We start from the raw sequence: 15,198 nt of genomic DNA, 5'->3' as shown, positions 1-15,198 counted from the left end.
CGACTTGGTCTACGACCGACAATTTAAAAGCTAGCGTGTAATCGCGTTGGCTGCGCCTTTTTCCCGTATCCATTGAGTCCTCCTGAAGAAAGGTCAGAAGGTGTAAACCTTATTCAGGACGGGACACTGATACAAATTTATAAATCAACACAAGGCAATGTGGGAGGGGGCTTGCTCCCGATAGCAGTGGGTCAGCCAACAGGTGTATGGGCTGACAGCCCGCTATCGGGAGCAAGCCCCTCCCACAATTGATACTCAGTGTTGCAGCAAGCGCGTCACTTCCAGCCTGCGAGCAACCCCGGCAACTCCGTCAGGCTGCGAATCTCGGCATCCGGGTGCTTGTCCGCCTCCCACGCCTTGCCCGTCGGGTTGAACCACACCGCACGCAACCCGGCCTGCTGCGCGCCGGCAATATCATCCCCGGGATGATCGCCCACATGCACCGCCTCACTGGCCGCCACGCCGCCACGTTGCAGCGCTTCCTCAAACAATCGCGAGTCCGGCTTGGCGATGCCGATGTCTTCGGCGCGCAGCGCAAAGTGAAAATAATCCGCCAGGCCCACACGCTGCACGTCGGCGTTGCCGTTGGTGATTACGCCGAGCAGGAAGTGCTGGCGCAGCGCCTTGAGCATGGGCTCGGCGTCGGGGAACACGGTGAGCTGATGCCGTGCGTGGATGAACGCCTCGTAGCAGATGTCGGCCATTTGCGTGGCTTCAGGCTGTGGGTAGCCCGCTTCCTCGAAGGCCAGCATCAGCACGCGGTGGCGCAGCACGCTGATACGGTGTTTGAGCTCCGGATGGCGCTGCAGCACTTGCTGGCGCAGGCTGGCGAAATGCTCCAGGGGCAGGTCGCCGACTTTGGATGCATTGAGCGCCAGCCATTCGCGCATCGATGCTTCGGCGCTGATGATGACGGGTACGTTGTCCCAGAGCGTGTCGTCCAGGTCGAAGGTGATCAGCTTGATACTCATGAGTCGCCGCCCTTGATGCGTTTGGCCCGTGGATGGGCGCTGTCGTACACCGTTGCCAGGTGCTGGAAGTCCAGGTGGGTGTAGATCTGCGTGGTCTTGATGTCGGCGTGGCCGAGCAGTTCCTGGACCGCGCGCAGGTCCTGGGAGGATTCGAGCAGATGGCTGGCAAAAGAGTGCCGCAGCATGTGCGGGTGCAGGTTCTGCCCCAGCTCACGCTCGCCCGCCGCCTTGACCCGCACCTGGATGGCTCGCGGCCCCAGTCGCCGGCCTTGCTGGCTGATGAATACTGCGTCGTCCACCGGATTGGCCAGCGCCCGCAACGGCAACCACAGTTGCAGGGCTTCGCGGGCCTTTCTACCGACCGGCAGGACGCGGGTCTTGCTGCCTTTGCCCAGCACCTGCACCAGACCATCCGCGAGGTCCAGTTGGTCGAGGTTCAGGCCGGTCAGCTCCGAGAGGCGCAGCCCCGAGGAGTAGAACAGCTCCAGAATTGCCTGATCGCGATGGGCGAGGAAATCATCCTCCACCGCGCCATCGAGCAATTGCAGGGCGCGGTCCGTGTCGAGGGTCTTGGGCAGGCGCCGTTCGCCCTTGGGCGGCGACAGGCCATTGGCCGGATCGTGGTCGCACAAGCCTTCGCGGTTCAGGAAATGGTAAAGGCCGCGCACCGCCGACAGCAGGCGCGACAGGCTGCGCGACGACTGGCCTTGCTGGTGCAGCCTGGCGATCAGGCTGCGCAGTGCCTGGATGTCCAGGTCCTTCCAGCTGGTGACGTGCTGCTTTTCGCACCAGGCCAGCACCTTGTTCAAGTCGCGCCGGTAGGCTTCCAGGGTGTGCGGCGACACCTGGCGCTCGTTGCGCAGGTGCGCGCAATAAGCGTCCAGTTGCCCTTGCATGGCTAGCGCACCGCGCGCAGGGCGGTGGTGTAGCGCGGCAACACGCGGCCCAGCACTTCGGCGATGTAGGTCAGAAACAGCGTGCCTACCGAACTTTTGTAGTGCTGCGGGTCACGACTGGCGATGGCCAGTACGCCGTGCAGACCCTGGTGACTAAGGGCGACCACGGCGGTGGAGCCGATCTGCTTGCGCTGTTCGGCACCGAACAGAAAGTCCAGCTCGTGTTCACGCAAGGTGCCGCTGATGCTCTTGCCTTCGGACAACAGGCCGCCGATGGCGGTCTGTGCGTCGCTGCCACTGACCCAGCGCCCTACCGGCATCGGGTTTTCGCTGAACAGGATCAGGCTGACAAAAGGCACCTGGAAGTCCTCACGCAGGCTGTCCTCGACGGCCATTACCGTTTCTTCCAGGCTGGCGGCGTCCATCAGGGTCAGGATCAGGCGACGGGTCTTGTCGAACAGGCGATCGTTATCACGGGCCACGTCCATCAGGTGCGAGAGCCGATGGCGCATTTCGATGTTGCGCTCGCGCAGGATCTTCATCTGCCGCTCCACCAGCGACACGGTATCGCCGCGCTGGTGCGGAATACGAAGGGCCGGCAGCAGCTCTTCGTGTTCGACGAAGAAGTCCGGATTAGCCTCAAGGTACGCCGCGACTGCAGCGGCCTCCAGACTTTCGCTCGGGGTAGCGTGTGCGGGTACTCGAGGTTTATCGGTCATTGGCTTGGCTCACTCATAGACGGACCTGTCCTTCGTAGACGCGCGAGGCCGGCCCGGTCATTAGTACCGGGTGGCCCGGGCCTGCCCATTCGATGGACAGGCGTCCACCGGGCAGGTCGATCAGCAGCGGCGAATCCATCCAGCCCTGGCTGATCGCGGCCACGGCGGCGGCGCAGGCACCGGTGCCGCAGGCCTGTGTTTCGCCGACGCCGCGTTCCCACACACGCAGTTGCGCGCGGGAGCGGTCGATCACCTGCATGAAGCCCACGTTCACCCGCGCCGGAAAGCGCGGATGATGCTCGATCTTCGGCCCCAGTTCATGCACCGGCGCGTTGTTGATGTCATTGACCCGCAGCACCGCATGGGGATTGCCCATGGACACGGCGGCGATCTCGACGCTGTTGCCGTCCACGTCCAACGGGTAGCTTGCGGCCTGTGCGTCGGCCTGGAACGGGATGTCCGCCGGCACCAGGCGCGGCGCGCCCATGTTGACGCTGATCTGGCCGTCATTGCGGATATCCAGCTCGATCACGCCGCCCTTGGTCTCGACGCGGATCTGGCGCTTGGCGGTCAGGCGCTTGTCCAGCACAAAGCGCGCGAAGCAGCGGGCGCCGTTGCCGCACTGTTCCACTTCGGTGCCGTCGGCGTTGAAGATCCGGTAGCGGAAATCCACCTCCGGATTGCTCGGCGCCTCGACGATCAGCAACTGGTCGAAACCAATGCCGGTGTGCCGGTCGCCCCATTGTTTGGCGTGCTTGGGCAGGATGTGCGCGTGCTGGCTGACCAGGTCGAGGACCATGAAATCGTTACCCAGCCCGTGCATCTTGGTAAAACGCAGCAGCATGGCTTACTCCGGCAGCAGGCTTTCGCCAGCATACAACTCGGCTACCGTCTCGCGGCGACGCACTTCAAATGCTTGATCACCGTCCACCAGCACCTCGGCGGTACGCCCGCGCGTGTTGTAGTTGGAACTCATGACAAACCCATAGGCGCCGGCCGAATGAATGGCCAGCAGATCGCCTTCGGCGAGCGCCAGTTGACGATCCTTGGCCAGGAAGTCGCCGGTCTCGCAGATCGGCCCGACGATATCGTAGGCGCGCGCTTCGCTGTCGCGAGGGGCCACGGCGGTGACATTCATCCATGCCTGGTACAGCGCCGGGCGGATCAGGTCGTTCATCGCCGCATCGACGATGGCGAAATCCTTGTGTTCGGTGTGCTTGAGGTACTCGACCTGAGTCAGCAGCACGCCGGCATTGGCGACGATGTAGCGGCCTGGCTCGAACAACAGCGCCAGGTCGCGGCCTTCGATACGCTCGCGCACAGCCTGGATGTAGTCGGCGATCAGCGGCGGCTCTTCGTCGCGATAACGCACGCCCACACCGCCACCGAGGTCGATATGGCGCAGGTAGATGCCGCAGTCGCCGAGGCGGTCGACCAGCGCCAGCAGGCGGTCGAGGGCATCGAGGAACGGTGGCAGGCTGGTCAGTTGCGAGCCGATGTGGCAGTCGACGCCCAGCACGTCCAGGTTCGGCAGTTGGGCGGCGCGGATGTACACGTCTTCGGCGTCGGCAATGGCGATGCCGAACTTGTTCTCTTTGAGACCGGTGGAAATGTACGGGTGGGTGCCGGCGTCGACGTCCGGGTTGACGCGCAGCGAGATCGGCGCGCGAACGCCCAGCTCGGCGGCCACAACCTGCAGGCGCTCCAGCTCGTCGGTGGATTCGACGTTGAAGCAGTGCACGCCTACTTCCAGGGCGCGGCGCATGTCGTCGCGGCTCTTGCCGACACCGGAGAACACAATCTTGTCAGCCTGGCCGCCGGCGGCGAGCACGCGCTCCAGCTCGCCACGGGACACGATGTCGAAACCGGCGCCCAGACGCGCCAGGACATTGAGTACGCCCAGGTTGGAGTTGGCCTTGACTGCGTAGCACACCAGGTGCGGCACGCCGTTCAGCGGGTCGGTGAAGGAGCGGTACTGCGCCTCGATGTGCGCACGCGAGTACACGTAGGTCGGGGTGCCAAAGCGCTCGGCAATTGCCGACAACGCCACGCCTTCCGCGAACAGCTCACCGTCCCGGTAGTTAAAAGCGTCCATGGTGTTCCCTTAGTAAGTGTCGTGCTTGTGCGCTTTTGAAGGCTTCTGCGACGATTGCGCCTGTTCGTTGGGGTCCTTGCTGTCATCGGGCAGGTACAGTGGGCCTTTTTGTCCACAAGCACTAACGAGGCAAGCGACCGCGACGAGCGCAGCAAGGGAAGAGATCAGGCGCTTCATGGCGAAATCCTTGAATATGCATTAATTGCGCCCGAGTATACCGACCACCCGGCAGCTTGCCTATGCGCCGAAATACCCGTCCGGCGGGGGTTTGCCGACTTGTTCGGGAATAGAGCTACGCTGGCCGGTGATAATTCGTACCGTCATCGGTAATGAAATCGGTATCCGTTGCATTCACGCAGGCGCCTCCGTATCGTGCGGCGCTTGAGCAGAACCCGACACTTTTGAGGTTGCCACAATGAGTTTGACCGAAGCCCGTTTTCACGATCTGGTGGATTCTACCCAGCAGGCGCTGGAGGATATTTTCGACGACAGCGGCCTGGACGTGGACCTGGAAAACTCGGCCGGCGTGTTGACGGTCAAGTTCGAGAACGGCACTCAGTTGATCTTCAGCCGGCAGGAACCGTTGCGGCAGTTGTGGCTGGCGGCACGTTCCGGTGGTTTTCACTTCGACTACAACGAAGAAGACAACAACTGGCAGTGCGATACCAGCGATGAGCTGCTCAGCGAGATGCTGACCCGTCTGGTTCTGGAACAATCCGGCGCCGAGCTGGATTTCGACGAGATTTGACCGTGAGCCAGCCTGCCCCCACGCGTCCGCCCAAGCCGCTGTTCAGTAATGTGAGCCCGGCGGTGCCGTCACCTTGTATCAGTTTGTGTCGCCTGGACGATGAGAAAGTCTGCCGTGGCTGCTTCCGTCACGTGGAAGACATCCGCGAATGGCGCTCCGCCGACGATGCCCGGCGGCGCACTATCTGTGCCGAGGCCGAGCAGCGCCGGGCACTCGCCTGAGGTCGTCTTGTTTATTTGTGACGCTGTGGTAGTGTCCGGCTACGCCTCAACCCATCGAGGCCCGTGAGAACCCCGCCTTTCCTGGCGGGGTTTTGCTTTTTTGTGCAGAAAAAAGGAGTCTGCCTGAATCATGACCACCGCACCGTCCATCATCCTCACCCGTCTTGACGTGCAGCGTCTGGAGCAACTGATCGACCGCCTGGGCGACGAGTTTCCCGGTGTCGAAGCGTTGCAAGCCGAACTCGACCGCGCCGACGTGGTTGGCCACGATGAAGTGCCTGCGGGTGTCGTGACCATGAACTCCAGCGTGCATTGCCGCGAACAAGGCAGCGGCAAGGACTACCACCTGACCCTGGTGTACCCAAAGCACGCGAATGCCGACGAAGGCAAGGTTTCGATCCTGGCGCCGGTCGGCAGCGCGCTGCTCGGCCTGCAGGTTGGCCAGCACATCGACTGGCCGGCGCCCGGCGGCAAGACCCTCAAGCTGGAGTTGCTCAGCGTCGAAGGCCAGCCAAAGGACGGCGGCGCCTTTCCGCTTTAAATCTGGCTGAGTGCCTCGTTCAGCGACACTTCCAGTTCGGCCTTGTAGCGCAGGTACAGGTTGCTCGGACTTTGCACATCACCGAGCAGGCCGGACAGGTCGAGGTCGGTGATGTAGCAGCGGTAGCGCTCGGTTTCCCGGCGTTGCCCGACGATTTCCCGGGCGACCACGGTGAACAGCTGGTCGCCGAATTCCAGTTCGCAAAACTCCCGCTGATTGCAGTACAGGGTAATGCCCACCTGGCCTGGCGCCGCCCTGGCGATGATTGCCTGCACCTCATAAAAGGACGTGTTGGCCGGCGTCGAAGGCGCCGGACGCGGCTCGACCCCGCGCGCGCGGTTGCTGCCCGAAGGCAGCAGTTGGTAATACAGGACCTGGACTGCGCCCTGCGGTTGCTGTGGGTCAAGCGGCGATAACGCGTCACGCCGATAGATGATCGATTGCAGAAAACGCTGCAACGGCGCCAGCAGGCTCTGCTCGTCGTGAAACGGCAAGCGCTGTTGCCAGAGCGCGTTGAACTCATCCAGCACATACAGCTCGGCGAAGCCTTCATTGACCCGGTAGAACACCTGCACGCAATCGGCCAGGCCCATCGGCAGCAACAGCGCCAGGTCGTGACCTTCCAGGGCCATGGCATCCAGGTGCCAGGGACTGTAACTGGCCAGTTCTTCGCCCAGGTAGGCGATCAGTGCTTGCTGAGTCGGCAGCGACACATGGTTGGCCTGGCCCGGCGTCAACTCCATCACGTGATAGTGCTGCTGCACCTGCAGCAGGTAACGGTGGTTGGATTGCCCCAGCATCAAGTGTTGCGCGGTGTCGAAAATCTCCTCCACGCGCTGGGCAATGAACGGCGCACGGTTGTGGCAGAAGCAGCGCACGCGCAGGCGCGGCAGATGGTCGAGAGGCAACTGGTTGAGGTAGTCGCGCAGGCAATCGAGTAGCGCGTGGGGCCCGTCGTAACGGCTGACCATCACCTCGTTCCAGCTGTTGAGGGTGACCTGGTCCAGGGTCAGCACCAGGTTGTCGCGCACACCGGCGTAACTCAGGGAGTCGGTGCGCTCGGTGGTCATCAGGATATTCAGGTCGCGGTGGTGCTTGAGCGGATCGACGCCGACGTTGATCAGCAGCAACACCTCGTCGGGCACCGCCGAGCGCAGCAGGCGGGTTTCATCGACGCTGGGCAAGGGCAGGGGGAGGGTTTGCTGCAGGCTGCCCAGCAGGTTGAACAGTTCGAACTCGGTCATGTCGCTGGTGCCCGGGTGCAGGGCCAGGCGTGTGCTGCTGTCGATCACGCCGTTGCGGTGGCACCAGGTGAGCATTTCGAGCAGGTCACGGCTGCGCTTGATCGGTGCAAAGTGCTCCCACTCCAGGGCGGTGAGGCTGCCGTTGTACAGGCCCCAGTGGTGCTGGTCGGGCTCCTTGCGGTTAGGCGACTGCACCAGCGTCAGCGTGTCTTCGGCCAGGTCCGGGGCAATGCCGGGGTTGATGAATTCGACCTTGCCGGCCTTGCGCTCGAACGCTGCGTACAAGCGCCGGCCCAGTACATTGAGGTCGCGCCTGTTGATCAGGCTGACGGTCTGTTCGGTACGGGCGAACTGGGTCAGGAACCGGTAACTGTAATTGAGCTCGTTGACCAGGGCGCGGCGCTCGGCCGCCACCTGGCGCACTTTCCACTGGCTGCGGCTGTCCAGCAGGGCCAGTTGGCGCGGGTCCCAGCCCCACTCATCGGCCAGGCGCTCGAGCAGCAAGCGTTGCCAGCTGGCGGTGCGCTGGCCGGCGCTGAGCTTGCAGTTGACCTTCAGGTACAGTGCACGTCGTACCAGCTCCAGGCGCTCGGGTTCGTTGCGCGCGTTGAGGTACTCCTCGATACGGCGGTACATCACGATGTATGGATCCAGCTCATCCAGGTCCATACGGTCGGCGAACACGGCGCGTTTGAAGCGCAGGCTCAGGCAGTCCACGTTCGGGTGTTCGCTGGCGTAGACCTCGGTCAGCAACAGCTTGAGCAGCGACTTGTAGGGGGACTCGATGCCTTTGAACAGTTGCCAGAGCCCGGCGCCAATGAATTCACCCGGGGGAATGCGTGCCAGGTGGCCGAGGTCGAGGGTTTCATCGGCGCGGATAAAACGCTTGGAAATAAGCGTGTGGGTGAACTCGGCATATCGCGATTCTTCGTACACCGGTACCAGCCACCAGATCGGGGTGCGACCGGCCAGCCAGATGGCGGTGCGGTAGAACTCGTCCAGCAGCAGGTAGTGCTGAGTGGTGCCGCAATCGTCGGAACTCAGTTGCGTATCGCGCTCCCCCAGCACAAACCGCGTCGGCTCGATCAGGAAGAAATGCGCCTCGGCGCCCAGTGTCAGCGCCCAGGCTTCCAGCAACTGACATTTTTTACGCAGTTCGGCCAGTTCGATGTCGCCAAGGTCTGCGGCATGACACACCCACACGTCCATGTCGCTCTGGTCCGCCTGGGCCAGAGTGCCCAGGCTGCCCATCAGAAACAGGCCGTGGATCGGCCTGGGCTGGTTGCCGGGGCGCGGCTTGTAGGAGAACGAGCGGGTCAGCCGCTGGGCTTCGGCCAGGGCCTGGGCATCGGGTTCGAAATTCGACAGTCCGGCCGGCGTGCTGCCCGATACGTAGCCGGGCAACAGCGGATGGTTGACGTGGAAAAACAGCGGAAGCAGCGTCAATACGCTGTGCTGGCGCGGCGTCAGCCCTTCGACGGCACGGGCCATGCGACCTTCGTTGAGCGCCATGAAGCGCCCACGCAGTTGGGCCAGCACCTTGCGGTCGATGCCCTCGTCCAGGTCAGGGCGTATTTCATGGGTGCGGGTCATGTCGAACTCGGTGGCTCGCAGAGCCCGACGCGGGCGGCCGTGTAGGAGTCTACAGTCAGATGCGCAGGAGTTTTAGAGGGGAGTGGTGTTTAGTGTCGGAATTTTTCGCTCACCCACAGCAACGCCCGCGGAATCCGCAGGCAGCGGACTCCATGGGCGGTATCAGGTGTCAGGCGGCTTCTTTTTGGGTGGTGCTCAGGATGGTCAGCAGCCCTTGGGCGTGTTCGGCAGCATCGCGACCAAGGCTGGTCAGATAGCCACCATCGGGCAGGGTAATCAGTTCTTTGTCAAACAGGCGCCTGGCGGCGGCAACGGCAGTGGGGGCGGCGGTCTGATGGACTTTCAGGCCTTCCTGGGAGCTGTCCAGGTTGAAGAGTGCAAGGATTTCCAGTTCGGCAACCAACTCAGGGGTATACGACATAAGGACTCCAGACTTTCTAAATTTATTAGAGGCTAGCAGGCCATAAGGTGAACGCACTTTGCCGAACTGTCCAGCGTGTTGCTGCGTGCCGGGCTTATTCCTTTTCCGGTGGCAGCTCAGGCAGTGCCCGCAACGCTGTTTCGTACCAGTGGGTATCGAAGGGGCGGTCTTCGTCGAGCATCGCGTCGATCTCGAACGCCAGCACATGGGCCATCAAATTCAGGATGTCTTCGCGCTCGTAACCCACCAGCGTCAGCTTGTTGAACACGGCTTTGGCAGCCGGCGGGTTGTCGCTTTCGATCTGATTTTCGATTGCTTCGATCAGCGTGTTTTCAGTGAATTCTTCTTCGTCGTTGTCGATGTCGGTTGGCTCGCTCATGGCAGGCTCCTCAAGGAAAGGGCGCCAGTCTACCTCCATTCAGGTGGGTGATGCTGCTGGTCAGGCAGGTCGCGAGGATCTATAACGCTTGCAGCCAACCCCGCACACGGCCTGGAGGCTTTGCGATGCTCAAGCTTTACGGATTTTCGGTCAGCAACTACTACAACATGGTCAAGCTGGCGCTGCTGGAAAAGGGGCTGCCCTTTGAAGAGGTGCCTTTTTATGCCGGACAAACTCAGGAAACCCTGACGATCAGCCCGCGCGGCAAAGTGCCCGTGCTGGAGGTAAAACAGGGTTTCATCAACGAAACCAGTGTGATCCTCGAATACATCGAGCAAACCCAGGAAGGGCCGGCGCTGTTGCCGGGCGACCCCTTCGCGCGGGCCCAGGTGCTGGCGCTGTGCCGGGAAATCGAGCTGTACATCGAGTTGCCCGCCCGCGCGTGTTTCGCCGAGGCATTTTTTGGCCTGTCGGTGCCGGAGGCGATCAAGGAAAAGTCCCGCGCCGAGTTGCTGTTGGGCGTTGGTTCCCTGGGGCGTCACGGAAAGTTTGCGCCGTATGTGGCGGGGGAGAGCTTCACGATTGCCGACCTGTACTTCATGTACAGCTTGAACCTGGCGTGTGGCGTGGGCGAGAAGCTGTTTGGCCTGGATTTGCTGGCTGAGTTGCCGAAGGCGAGGGCGTTGCTCGAGCGTTTGAATGACATGCCGAACGCACGTAAGGTCGAGGCGGACCGGCAGGCGGCGATGCCGGCGTTTCGGGCGATGATTGCGGCGAAAAAGTAAGCCAGTGTGAGAGGGGGCTTGCTCCCGATAGCAGTATGTCAGTCAGCACATGTGTTGGCTGACTCTGCGCTATCGGGAGCAAGTCCACTCCCACCGTTGGAATGCATTCCAGCGGGGGAGCTGCTCGCCTGCAATGGTTTCAGCGGCTGGCGAGCAGCGCCTGGCCGCGCGCGACCGCAGCTTTCACCTGTGCCGGTGCAGTGCCGCCGATGTGGTTGCGGGCATTTACCGAGCCTTCCAGGGTCAGTACAGCGAACACGTCCTGCTCGATCTGGTCGCTGAACTGGCGCAGTTCTTCCAGGCTCATTTCTGCCAGGTCCTTGCCGCTGTCCACGCCGTACTTCACCGCATGCCCGACGATTTCGTGGCAGTCGCGGAACGGCAGGCCACGGCGCACCAGGTAGTCGGCCAGGTCTGTCGCGGTGGAGAAACCACGCAAGGCCGCTTCACGCATGATCGCGTGTTTGGGCTTGATCGCCGGGATCATGTCGGCGAACGCGCGCAGCGAGTCGCGCAGAGTGTCGGCGGCGTCGAACAGCGGTTCCTTGTCTTCCTGGTTGTCCTTGTTGTAGGCCAGCGGCTGGCCTTTCATCAGGGTCAGCAGGCCCATCAGCGCGCCGAATACGCGGCCGCTCTTACCGCGAACCAGCTCGGGCACGTCGGGGTTTTTCTTTTGCGGCATGATCGAGCTGCCGGTGCAGAAGCGGTCCGGCAGGTCGATGAACTGGAATTGCGCGCTGGTCCACAGCACCAGCTCTTCGGAGAACCGCGACAGGTGCATCATGGCGATGCTGGCGGCAGCGCAGAATTCGATGGCGAAGTCACGGTCCGACACGCCGTCCAGGGAGTTGCCGCCCACGGCATCAAAGCCAAGGAGTTGCGCGGTGTATTCGCGGTCGATCGGGTACGTGGTGCCGGCCAGTGCGGCGCTGCCCAGGGGCATGCGGTTGGCGCGCTTGCGGCAGTCCACCAGGCGCTCGTAGTCGCGGCTGAGCATTTCGAACCAGGCCAGCAAATGATGGCCGAAAGTCACTGGCTGCGCGGTCTGCAGGTGGGTGAACCCTGGCATGATGGTGTCCGATTCACGCTCGGCCTGCTCCAGCAAACCCTTTTGCAGGCGTGTGATTTCGGCCAGGATCAGGTCGATTTCATCGCGCAGCCACAGGCGGATATCGGTGGCCACCTGGTCGTTACGGCTGCGACCGGTGTGCAGCTTCTTGCCGGTTACGCCGATGCGGTCCGTAAGGCGCGCCTCGATATTCATGTGCACGTCTTCCAGATCGACGCGCCAGTCGAACGTGCCGGCTTCGATCTCACCGCCAATGGTGGTCAGACCGTCGATGATGCTGTCGCGCTCGGCATCGGTCAGCACGCCGACCTTGGCCAGCATCGTGGCGTGGGCGATGGAGCCCATGATGTCGTGGCGGTACAGGCGCTGGTCGAAATTAACGGAGGCGGTGAAGCGGGCGACGAAGGCGTCGACGGGTTCACTGAAGCGGCCGCCCCAGGACTGGTTGGTCTTGTCGGTGCTCATGGATTCGCTCGTGGTCTGCTTGAAAGAGGCGTGGAATGTGGCGCCGATAATAACAGGGTTGCCCTTGGAGGCGCTGCTGCGGGTGATCGGCAATTTATTTGTGCCAGAGGTGGCCAAGCGCCTTGCCGCCGGCCGCGTCCGAGACGAGACTGCAAGCGCGGGCTTATTGATACGATATTTGACGATTGAGCAATATCGTTCTGGCGAGCGTCTACAGTTGGACTGACAGTGTATGAACGCACCAAAGTCGGGTAATGCGGTCAGAGGCTGACTGTCCATTGAAAAAGGGGGTATTCGGATTGTGTATCAGCAAACCCTACGAAGATGCCCGGAGGCAGCAGGTCCTGGGCGCTAATGAACAGGTCCGGGTAAACATGGGTGCCGCTGCCGGGGCACTTTTTGCCGTTCGTACCAGTCTTAGCGTGGATCGCTGTGACGCAAGTCACCGCACCTGTCTACGCTATCCTTGTGCGAGACTCACGCAGGAATCCAGCGCAATATGAATGTCCTGATCGTTGATGACGAACCCCAAGCCCGCGAGCGTCTGAGCCGTCTGGTCAAAGAGCTCGAGGGTTATACAGTCCTGGAACCGAGTGCCACCACCGGCGAAGAGGCGTTGACGCTGATCGACAGCCTCAAGCCCGACGTAGTGCTGCTCGATATTCGCATGCCGGGCCTCGATGGCCTGCAAGTCGCAGCCCGCCTGAGCGAGCGCGAATCCCCCCCGGCGGTGGTGCTGTGTGCGGCAGAGGAAGAATTTTCTGCGCAGACCCTGGAAGACAGCGGTGTGAGCTTTCTGACCAAACCGGTGGCCGGCGAAGGTCTGCTCAAGGCCCTGAAAAAAGCCGAGCGCCCGAACCGCCTGCAACTGGCCGCCCTGACTCAGCCTGCCGCCCAAAGCGGTAACGGGCCGCGCAGCCATATCAGCGCGCGTACCCGCAAAGGCATCGAGCTTATCCCACTGGATCAGGTGGTCTATTTTATTGCTGATCACAAGTACGTGACCTTGCGTCACGAGGCCGGCGAAGTGTTGCTCGACGAGCCGCTCAAGGCGCTTGAGGATGAGTTTGGCGAGCGCTTCGTGCGCATCCATCGCAATGCGCTGGTGGCCCGTGAGCGTATCGAACGTTTGCAGCGCACGCCGCTGGGACACTTTCAGTTATTTCTCAAAGGGCTCAATGGCGATGCGTTGATCGTGAGTCGGCGCCATGTCGCCGGCGTGCGCAAGATGATGCAGCAGCTTTAGCCCCACGGATGGGGTGCTGCCCGTGCTGATTCAAGTCAAGGCGCACTGGCCTGAGCTGTTATTATCTGCCGTATCTACCCAGTACGGATCGTTCAATGTCTCTTCGCGAAATCCGCATCGCCACCCGTAAAAGTGCCTTGGCCTTGTGGCAGGCCGAATACGTCAAGGCCCGTCTTGAGCTGGCCCATCCGGGCCTCAAGGTGAGTCTGGTGCCCATGGTCAGTCGCGGCGACAAGCTGCTCGACTCGCCACTGTCCAAGATTGGCGGCAAGGGTCTGTTCGTCAAGGAACTGGAAACCGCACTGCTGGAAAACCACGCCGACATCGCCGTGCACTCGATGAAAGATGTGCCCATGGACTTCCCTGAAGGCCTGGGCCTTTTTTGTATCTGCGAGCGTGAAGACCCACGTGATGCCTTTGTCTCCAATACTTACGCATCCCTGGATGAGCTGCCCCTTGGCAGCATCGTCGGCACGTCGAGCCTGCGCCGTCAGGCCCAGTTGCTCACGCGTCGTCCGGACCTGCAAATCCGCTTTCTGCGGGGCAACGTCAACACCCGCCTGGCCAAGCTGGATGCCGGTGAATATGACGCGATCATTCTGGCCGCCGCCGGTTTGATCCGCCTGGGCTTCGAAGACCGTATCACCTCGGCGATCAGCGTCGAAGACAGCTTGCCCGCCGGCGGGCAGGGCGCGGTAGGCATCGAATGCCGCACCGTCGACAGTGAAATCCACGCGCTGCTCAAGCCGCTGGATCACCAGGACACCGAGGTGCGGGTCACCGCCGAGCGCGCCCTGAACAAACACCTCAACGGCGGCTGCCAGGTGCCCATTGCCTGCTACGCGGTGCTTGAGGGCGAAAACCTGTGGCTGCGCGGGCTGGTTGGCGACCCGGACGGTGGTTTGCTGCTCACCGCCGAGACGCGCGGGCCACAGCGTGAAGCGACGGCGCTGGGCATCCAGGTGGCCGAAGCATTGCTGGAAAAAGGTGCCGGCGCCATTCTGCAAAAAGTTTACGGCGAGGCCGGACCGCAGTGAGCGGCTGGCGGGTGCTGCTGACGCGGCCGGCCGAGGAGTCGACGGCCCTGGCGGCGTCGCTGGCCGACGCCGGTATTTTCAGCAGCAGCCTGCCCTTGCTGGACATCGAACCGTTGCCCGTCACCCCCGAGCAGCAGGCGGTGTTCCGTGACCTGGGCCGCTATTGCGCAGTCATCGTGGTGAGCAAGCCGGCCGCCCGCGCGGCCCTGCAACAGATGCAACCCCATTGGCGGCAAGTGCCGTGGTTCAGCGTGGGGGCCGCGACGGCGCAGGTATTGGCCGATCAGGGCCTCAAGGTTCACTGCCCGCAAACCGGCGATGACAGCGAGGCGTTGCTCGCATTGCCCGCTCTGCAGGAGGCCGTCTCACGTCCCGGTGCAAGGGTGCTGATCCTGCGCGGCGAAGGCGGACGGGAGTTGCTTGCGCAGTGTTTGCGCGCCAGAGGTGCTAGTGTCGACTATCTGGAATTGTATCGGCGTTTTCTTCCGACCTATGATTCGCGGGTGCTGGTACAACGCATCCAGTTGGAACGCTTGAACGGGCTGGTGGTCAGCAGTGGGCAGGGTTTTACACACCTGCAGGCCCTGGCGGGCGCCGATTGGCCGCTGGTGGCACAGTTGCCATTGTTCGTGCCCAGCCCGCGAGTCTGTGAGATGGCGCAGGCTGCCGGCGCAGAAAAAGTTGTGGATTGTCGCGGTGCGAGTGCCGCGGCTTTGTTAGTGGCGTTACGGAGTTATCCCGTTCCCACTCTCTGATACGCAAAGGACG

18 protein-coding genes are annotated in these 15,198 nt (G+C 62.3%); 8 read left to right on the top strand and 10 right to left on the bottom strand.

Annotated elements, in window-relative coordinates; genetic code table 11:
• Positions 1–275: 275 nt before the first annotated feature.
• From LUB09_RS13635 to lptM, 6 genes are read right to left on the bottom strand one after another with little or no spacing between them, the layout of a single operon-like run.
• Entirely contained in the window at positions 276–971 is a 696-nt protein-coding gene (locus tag LUB09_RS13635) for an HAD family hydrolase (protein ID WP_231422797.1), read from the bottom strand.
• On the bottom strand, positions 968–1,867 hold the full coding sequence (gene xerC, locus LUB09_RS13630; protein ID WP_231422796.1) for a tyrosine recombinase XerC: 900 nt from the start codon (positions 1,865–1,867) through the stop codon (positions 968–970). The genes LUB09_RS13635 and xerC overlap by 4 nt, the downstream gene beginning before the upstream one ends.
• 2 nt (positions 1,868–1,869) lie before the next feature.
• Positions 1,870–2,586, bottom strand: a complete 717-nt coding sequence (locus LUB09_RS13625; protein WP_057006385.1) for a DUF484 family protein — start codon at positions 2,584–2,586, stop codon at positions 1,870–1,872.
• A 13-nt stretch (positions 2,587–2,599) separates the two neighbouring features.
• Positions 2,600–3,430, bottom strand: coding sequence for a diaminopimelate epimerase (gene dapF / locus LUB09_RS13620; protein WP_057006386.1), 831 nt, complete (start codon positions 3,428–3,430; stop codon positions 2,600–2,602).
• Positions 3,431–3,433: 3 nt separating this feature from the next.
• Complete coding sequence (gene lysA, locus LUB09_RS13615) at positions 3,434–4,681, bottom strand: diaminopimelate decarboxylase (RefSeq protein WP_231422795.1); 1,248 nt, start codon at positions 4,679–4,681, stop codon at positions 3,434–3,436.
• 9 nt (positions 4,682–4,690) lie between these two features.
• Complete coding sequence (lptM, locus tag LUB09_RS13610) at positions 4,691–4,858, bottom strand: LPS translocon maturation chaperone LptM (protein ID WP_003195417.1); 168 nt, start codon at positions 4,856–4,858, stop codon at positions 4,691–4,693.
• Between the two features lie 238 nt (positions 4,859–5,096).
• Between lptM and cyaY the strand changes: the two genes are divergently transcribed.
• The 3 genes from cyaY to rnk all read left to right on the top strand — a co-directional run bounded on the left by cyaY (position 5,097) and on the right by rnk (position 6,191).
• Positions 5,097–5,429 carry an iron donor protein CyaY gene (gene cyaY / locus LUB09_RS13605; RefSeq protein WP_231422794.1) on the top strand — a complete coding sequence of 111 codons (333 nt, stop codon included), beginning with the start codon at positions 5,097–5,099 and terminating at the stop codon, positions 5,427–5,429.
• A gap of 2 nt (positions 5,430–5,431) precedes the next feature.
• A complete protein-coding gene (locus tag LUB09_RS13600; protein ID WP_209986307.1) occupies positions 5,432–5,650 on the top strand; it encodes a DUF1289 domain-containing protein in 219 nt (72 codons plus the stop codon).
• Between the two features lie 130 nt (positions 5,651–5,780).
• The gene (gene rnk / locus LUB09_RS13595) at positions 5,781–6,191 is read left to right on the top strand and encodes a nucleoside diphosphate kinase regulator (protein WP_209986305.1); all 411 of its coding nucleotides are present in this window, start codon (positions 5,781–5,783) and stop codon (positions 6,189–6,191) included.
• On the opposite strand, the gene LUB09_RS13590 is transcribed toward rnk, so the two are convergent.
• From LUB09_RS13590 to LUB09_RS13580, 3 genes are all read right to left on the bottom strand, one after another.
• Positions 6,188–9,028 (bottom strand): class I adenylate cyclase, encoded by a 2,841-nt coding sequence (locus LUB09_RS13590; protein ID WP_231422793.1) that lies wholly within the window; start codon positions 9,026–9,028, stop codon positions 6,188–6,190. The genes rnk and LUB09_RS13590 overlap by 4 nt on opposite strands.
• A 169-nt stretch (positions 9,029–9,197) precedes the next feature.
• Positions 9,198–9,449, bottom strand: a complete 252-nt coding sequence (locus tag LUB09_RS13585; RefSeq protein WP_231422792.1) for a TIGR02647 family protein — start codon at positions 9,447–9,449, stop codon at positions 9,198–9,200.
• Between the two features lie 94 nt (positions 9,450–9,543).
• A complete protein-coding gene (locus LUB09_RS13580) occupies positions 9,544–9,828 on the bottom strand; it encodes a hypothetical protein (protein ID WP_209986296.1) in 285 nt (94 codons plus the stop codon).
• Between the two features lie 125 nt (positions 9,829–9,953).
• Between LUB09_RS13580 and LUB09_RS13575 the strand changes: the two genes are divergently transcribed.
• Positions 9,954–10,613: a glutathione S-transferase family protein gene (locus tag LUB09_RS13575; RefSeq protein ID WP_231422791.1), complete on the top strand. Its 660-nt coding sequence runs from the start codon at positions 9,954–9,956 to the stop codon at positions 10,611–10,613.
• Positions 10,614–10,752: 139 nt separating this feature from the next.
• On the opposite strand, the gene argH is transcribed toward LUB09_RS13575, so the two are convergent.
• Entirely contained in the window at positions 10,753–12,147 is a 1,395-nt protein-coding gene (gene argH, locus LUB09_RS13570; protein ID WP_057006391.1) for an argininosuccinate lyase, read from the bottom strand.
• Between argH and LUB09_RS13565 the strand changes: the two genes are divergently transcribed.
• From LUB09_RS13565 to LUB09_RS13550, 4 genes are all read left to right on the top strand, one after another.
• A complete protein-coding gene (locus tag LUB09_RS13565; RefSeq protein ID WP_209986291.1) occupies positions 12,134–12,373 on the top strand; it encodes a hypothetical protein in 240 nt (79 codons plus the stop codon). The genes argH and LUB09_RS13565 overlap by 14 nt on opposite strands.
• A 273-nt stretch (positions 12,374–12,646) precedes the next feature.
• Positions 12,647–13,393 (top strand): LytR/AlgR family response regulator transcription factor, encoded by a 747-nt coding sequence (locus tag LUB09_RS13560; protein ID WP_209986288.1) that lies wholly within the window; start codon positions 12,647–12,649, stop codon positions 13,391–13,393.
• A gap of 95 nt (positions 13,394–13,488) precedes the next feature.
• Positions 13,489–14,430, top strand: coding sequence for a hydroxymethylbilane synthase (gene hemC / locus LUB09_RS13555; RefSeq protein WP_231422790.1), 942 nt, complete (start codon positions 13,489–13,491; stop codon positions 14,428–14,430).
• Positions 14,427–15,185: a uroporphyrinogen-III synthase gene (locus LUB09_RS13550; protein ID WP_231422789.1), complete on the top strand. Its 759-nt coding sequence runs from the start codon at positions 14,427–14,429 to the stop codon at positions 15,183–15,185. The genes hemC and LUB09_RS13550 overlap by 4 nt, the downstream gene beginning before the upstream one ends.
• Positions 15,186–15,198: the final 13 nt, after the last annotated feature.

Origin of the sequence: Pseudomonas sp. Leaf59 (genome assembly GCF_920984685.1) — a bacterium.
Lineage (GTDB): Bacteria > Pseudomonadota > Gammaproteobacteria > Pseudomonadales > Pseudomonadaceae > Aquipseudomonas.
Note: the sequence above shows the minus strand (reverse complement) of the source record. Positions and strands in the feature narration are given on the sequence as shown.

Bases quoted from the DNA above. Each gene is read 5' to 3' on its own strand.
- LUB09_RS13585 (WP_231422792.1), bottom strand. From the start codon at position 9,449: ATGTCGTATACCCCTGAGTTGGTTGCCGAACTGGAAATCCTTGCACTC.
- LUB09_RS13590 (WP_231422793.1), bottom strand. From the start codon at position 9,028: ATGACCCGCACCCATGAAATACGCCCTGACCTGGACGAGGGCATCGAC.
- lysA (WP_231422795.1), bottom strand. From the start codon at position 4,681: ATGGACGCTTTTAACTACCGGGACGGTGAGCTGTTCGCGGAAGGCGTG.
- lptM (WP_003195417.1), bottom strand. From the start codon at position 4,858: ATGAAGCGCCTGATCTCTTCCCTTGCTGCGCTCGTCGCGGTCGCTTGC.
- rnk (WP_209986305.1), top strand. From the start codon at position 5,781: ATGACCACCGCACCGTCCATCATCCTCACCCGTCTTGACGTGCAGCGT.
- dapF (WP_057006386.1), bottom strand. From the start codon at position 3,430: ATGCTGCTGCGTTTTACCAAGATGCACGGGCTGGGTAACGATTTCATG.
- LUB09_RS13625 (WP_057006385.1), bottom strand. From the start codon at position 2,586: ATGACCGATAAACCTCGAGTACCCGCACACGCTACCCCGAGCGAAAGT.
- argH (WP_057006391.1), bottom strand. From the start codon at position 12,147: ATGAGCACCGACAAGACCAACCAGTCCTGGGGCGGCCGCTTCAGTGAA.
- LUB09_RS13580 (WP_209986296.1), bottom strand. From the start codon at position 9,828: ATGAGCGAGCCAACCGACATCGACAACGACGAAGAAGAATTCACTGAA.
- cyaY (WP_231422794.1), top strand. From the start codon at position 5,097: ATGAGTTTGACCGAAGCCCGTTTTCACGATCTGGTGGATTCTACCCAG.
- xerC (WP_231422796.1), bottom strand. From the start codon at position 1,867: ATGCAAGGGCAACTGGACGCTTATTGCGCGCACCTGCGCAACGAGCGC.
- LUB09_RS13575 (WP_231422791.1), top strand. From the start codon at position 9,954: ATGCTCAAGCTTTACGGATTTTCGGTCAGCAACTACTACAACATGGTC.
- LUB09_RS13560 (WP_209986288.1), top strand. From the start codon at position 12,647: ATGAATGTCCTGATCGTTGATGACGAACCCCAAGCCCGCGAGCGTCTG.
- LUB09_RS13635 (WP_231422797.1), bottom strand. From the start codon at position 971: ATGAGTATCAAGCTGATCACCTTCGACCTGGACGACACGCTCTGGGAC.
- hemC (WP_231422790.1), top strand. From the start codon at position 13,489: ATGTCTCTTCGCGAAATCCGCATCGCCACCCGTAAAAGTGCCTTGGCC.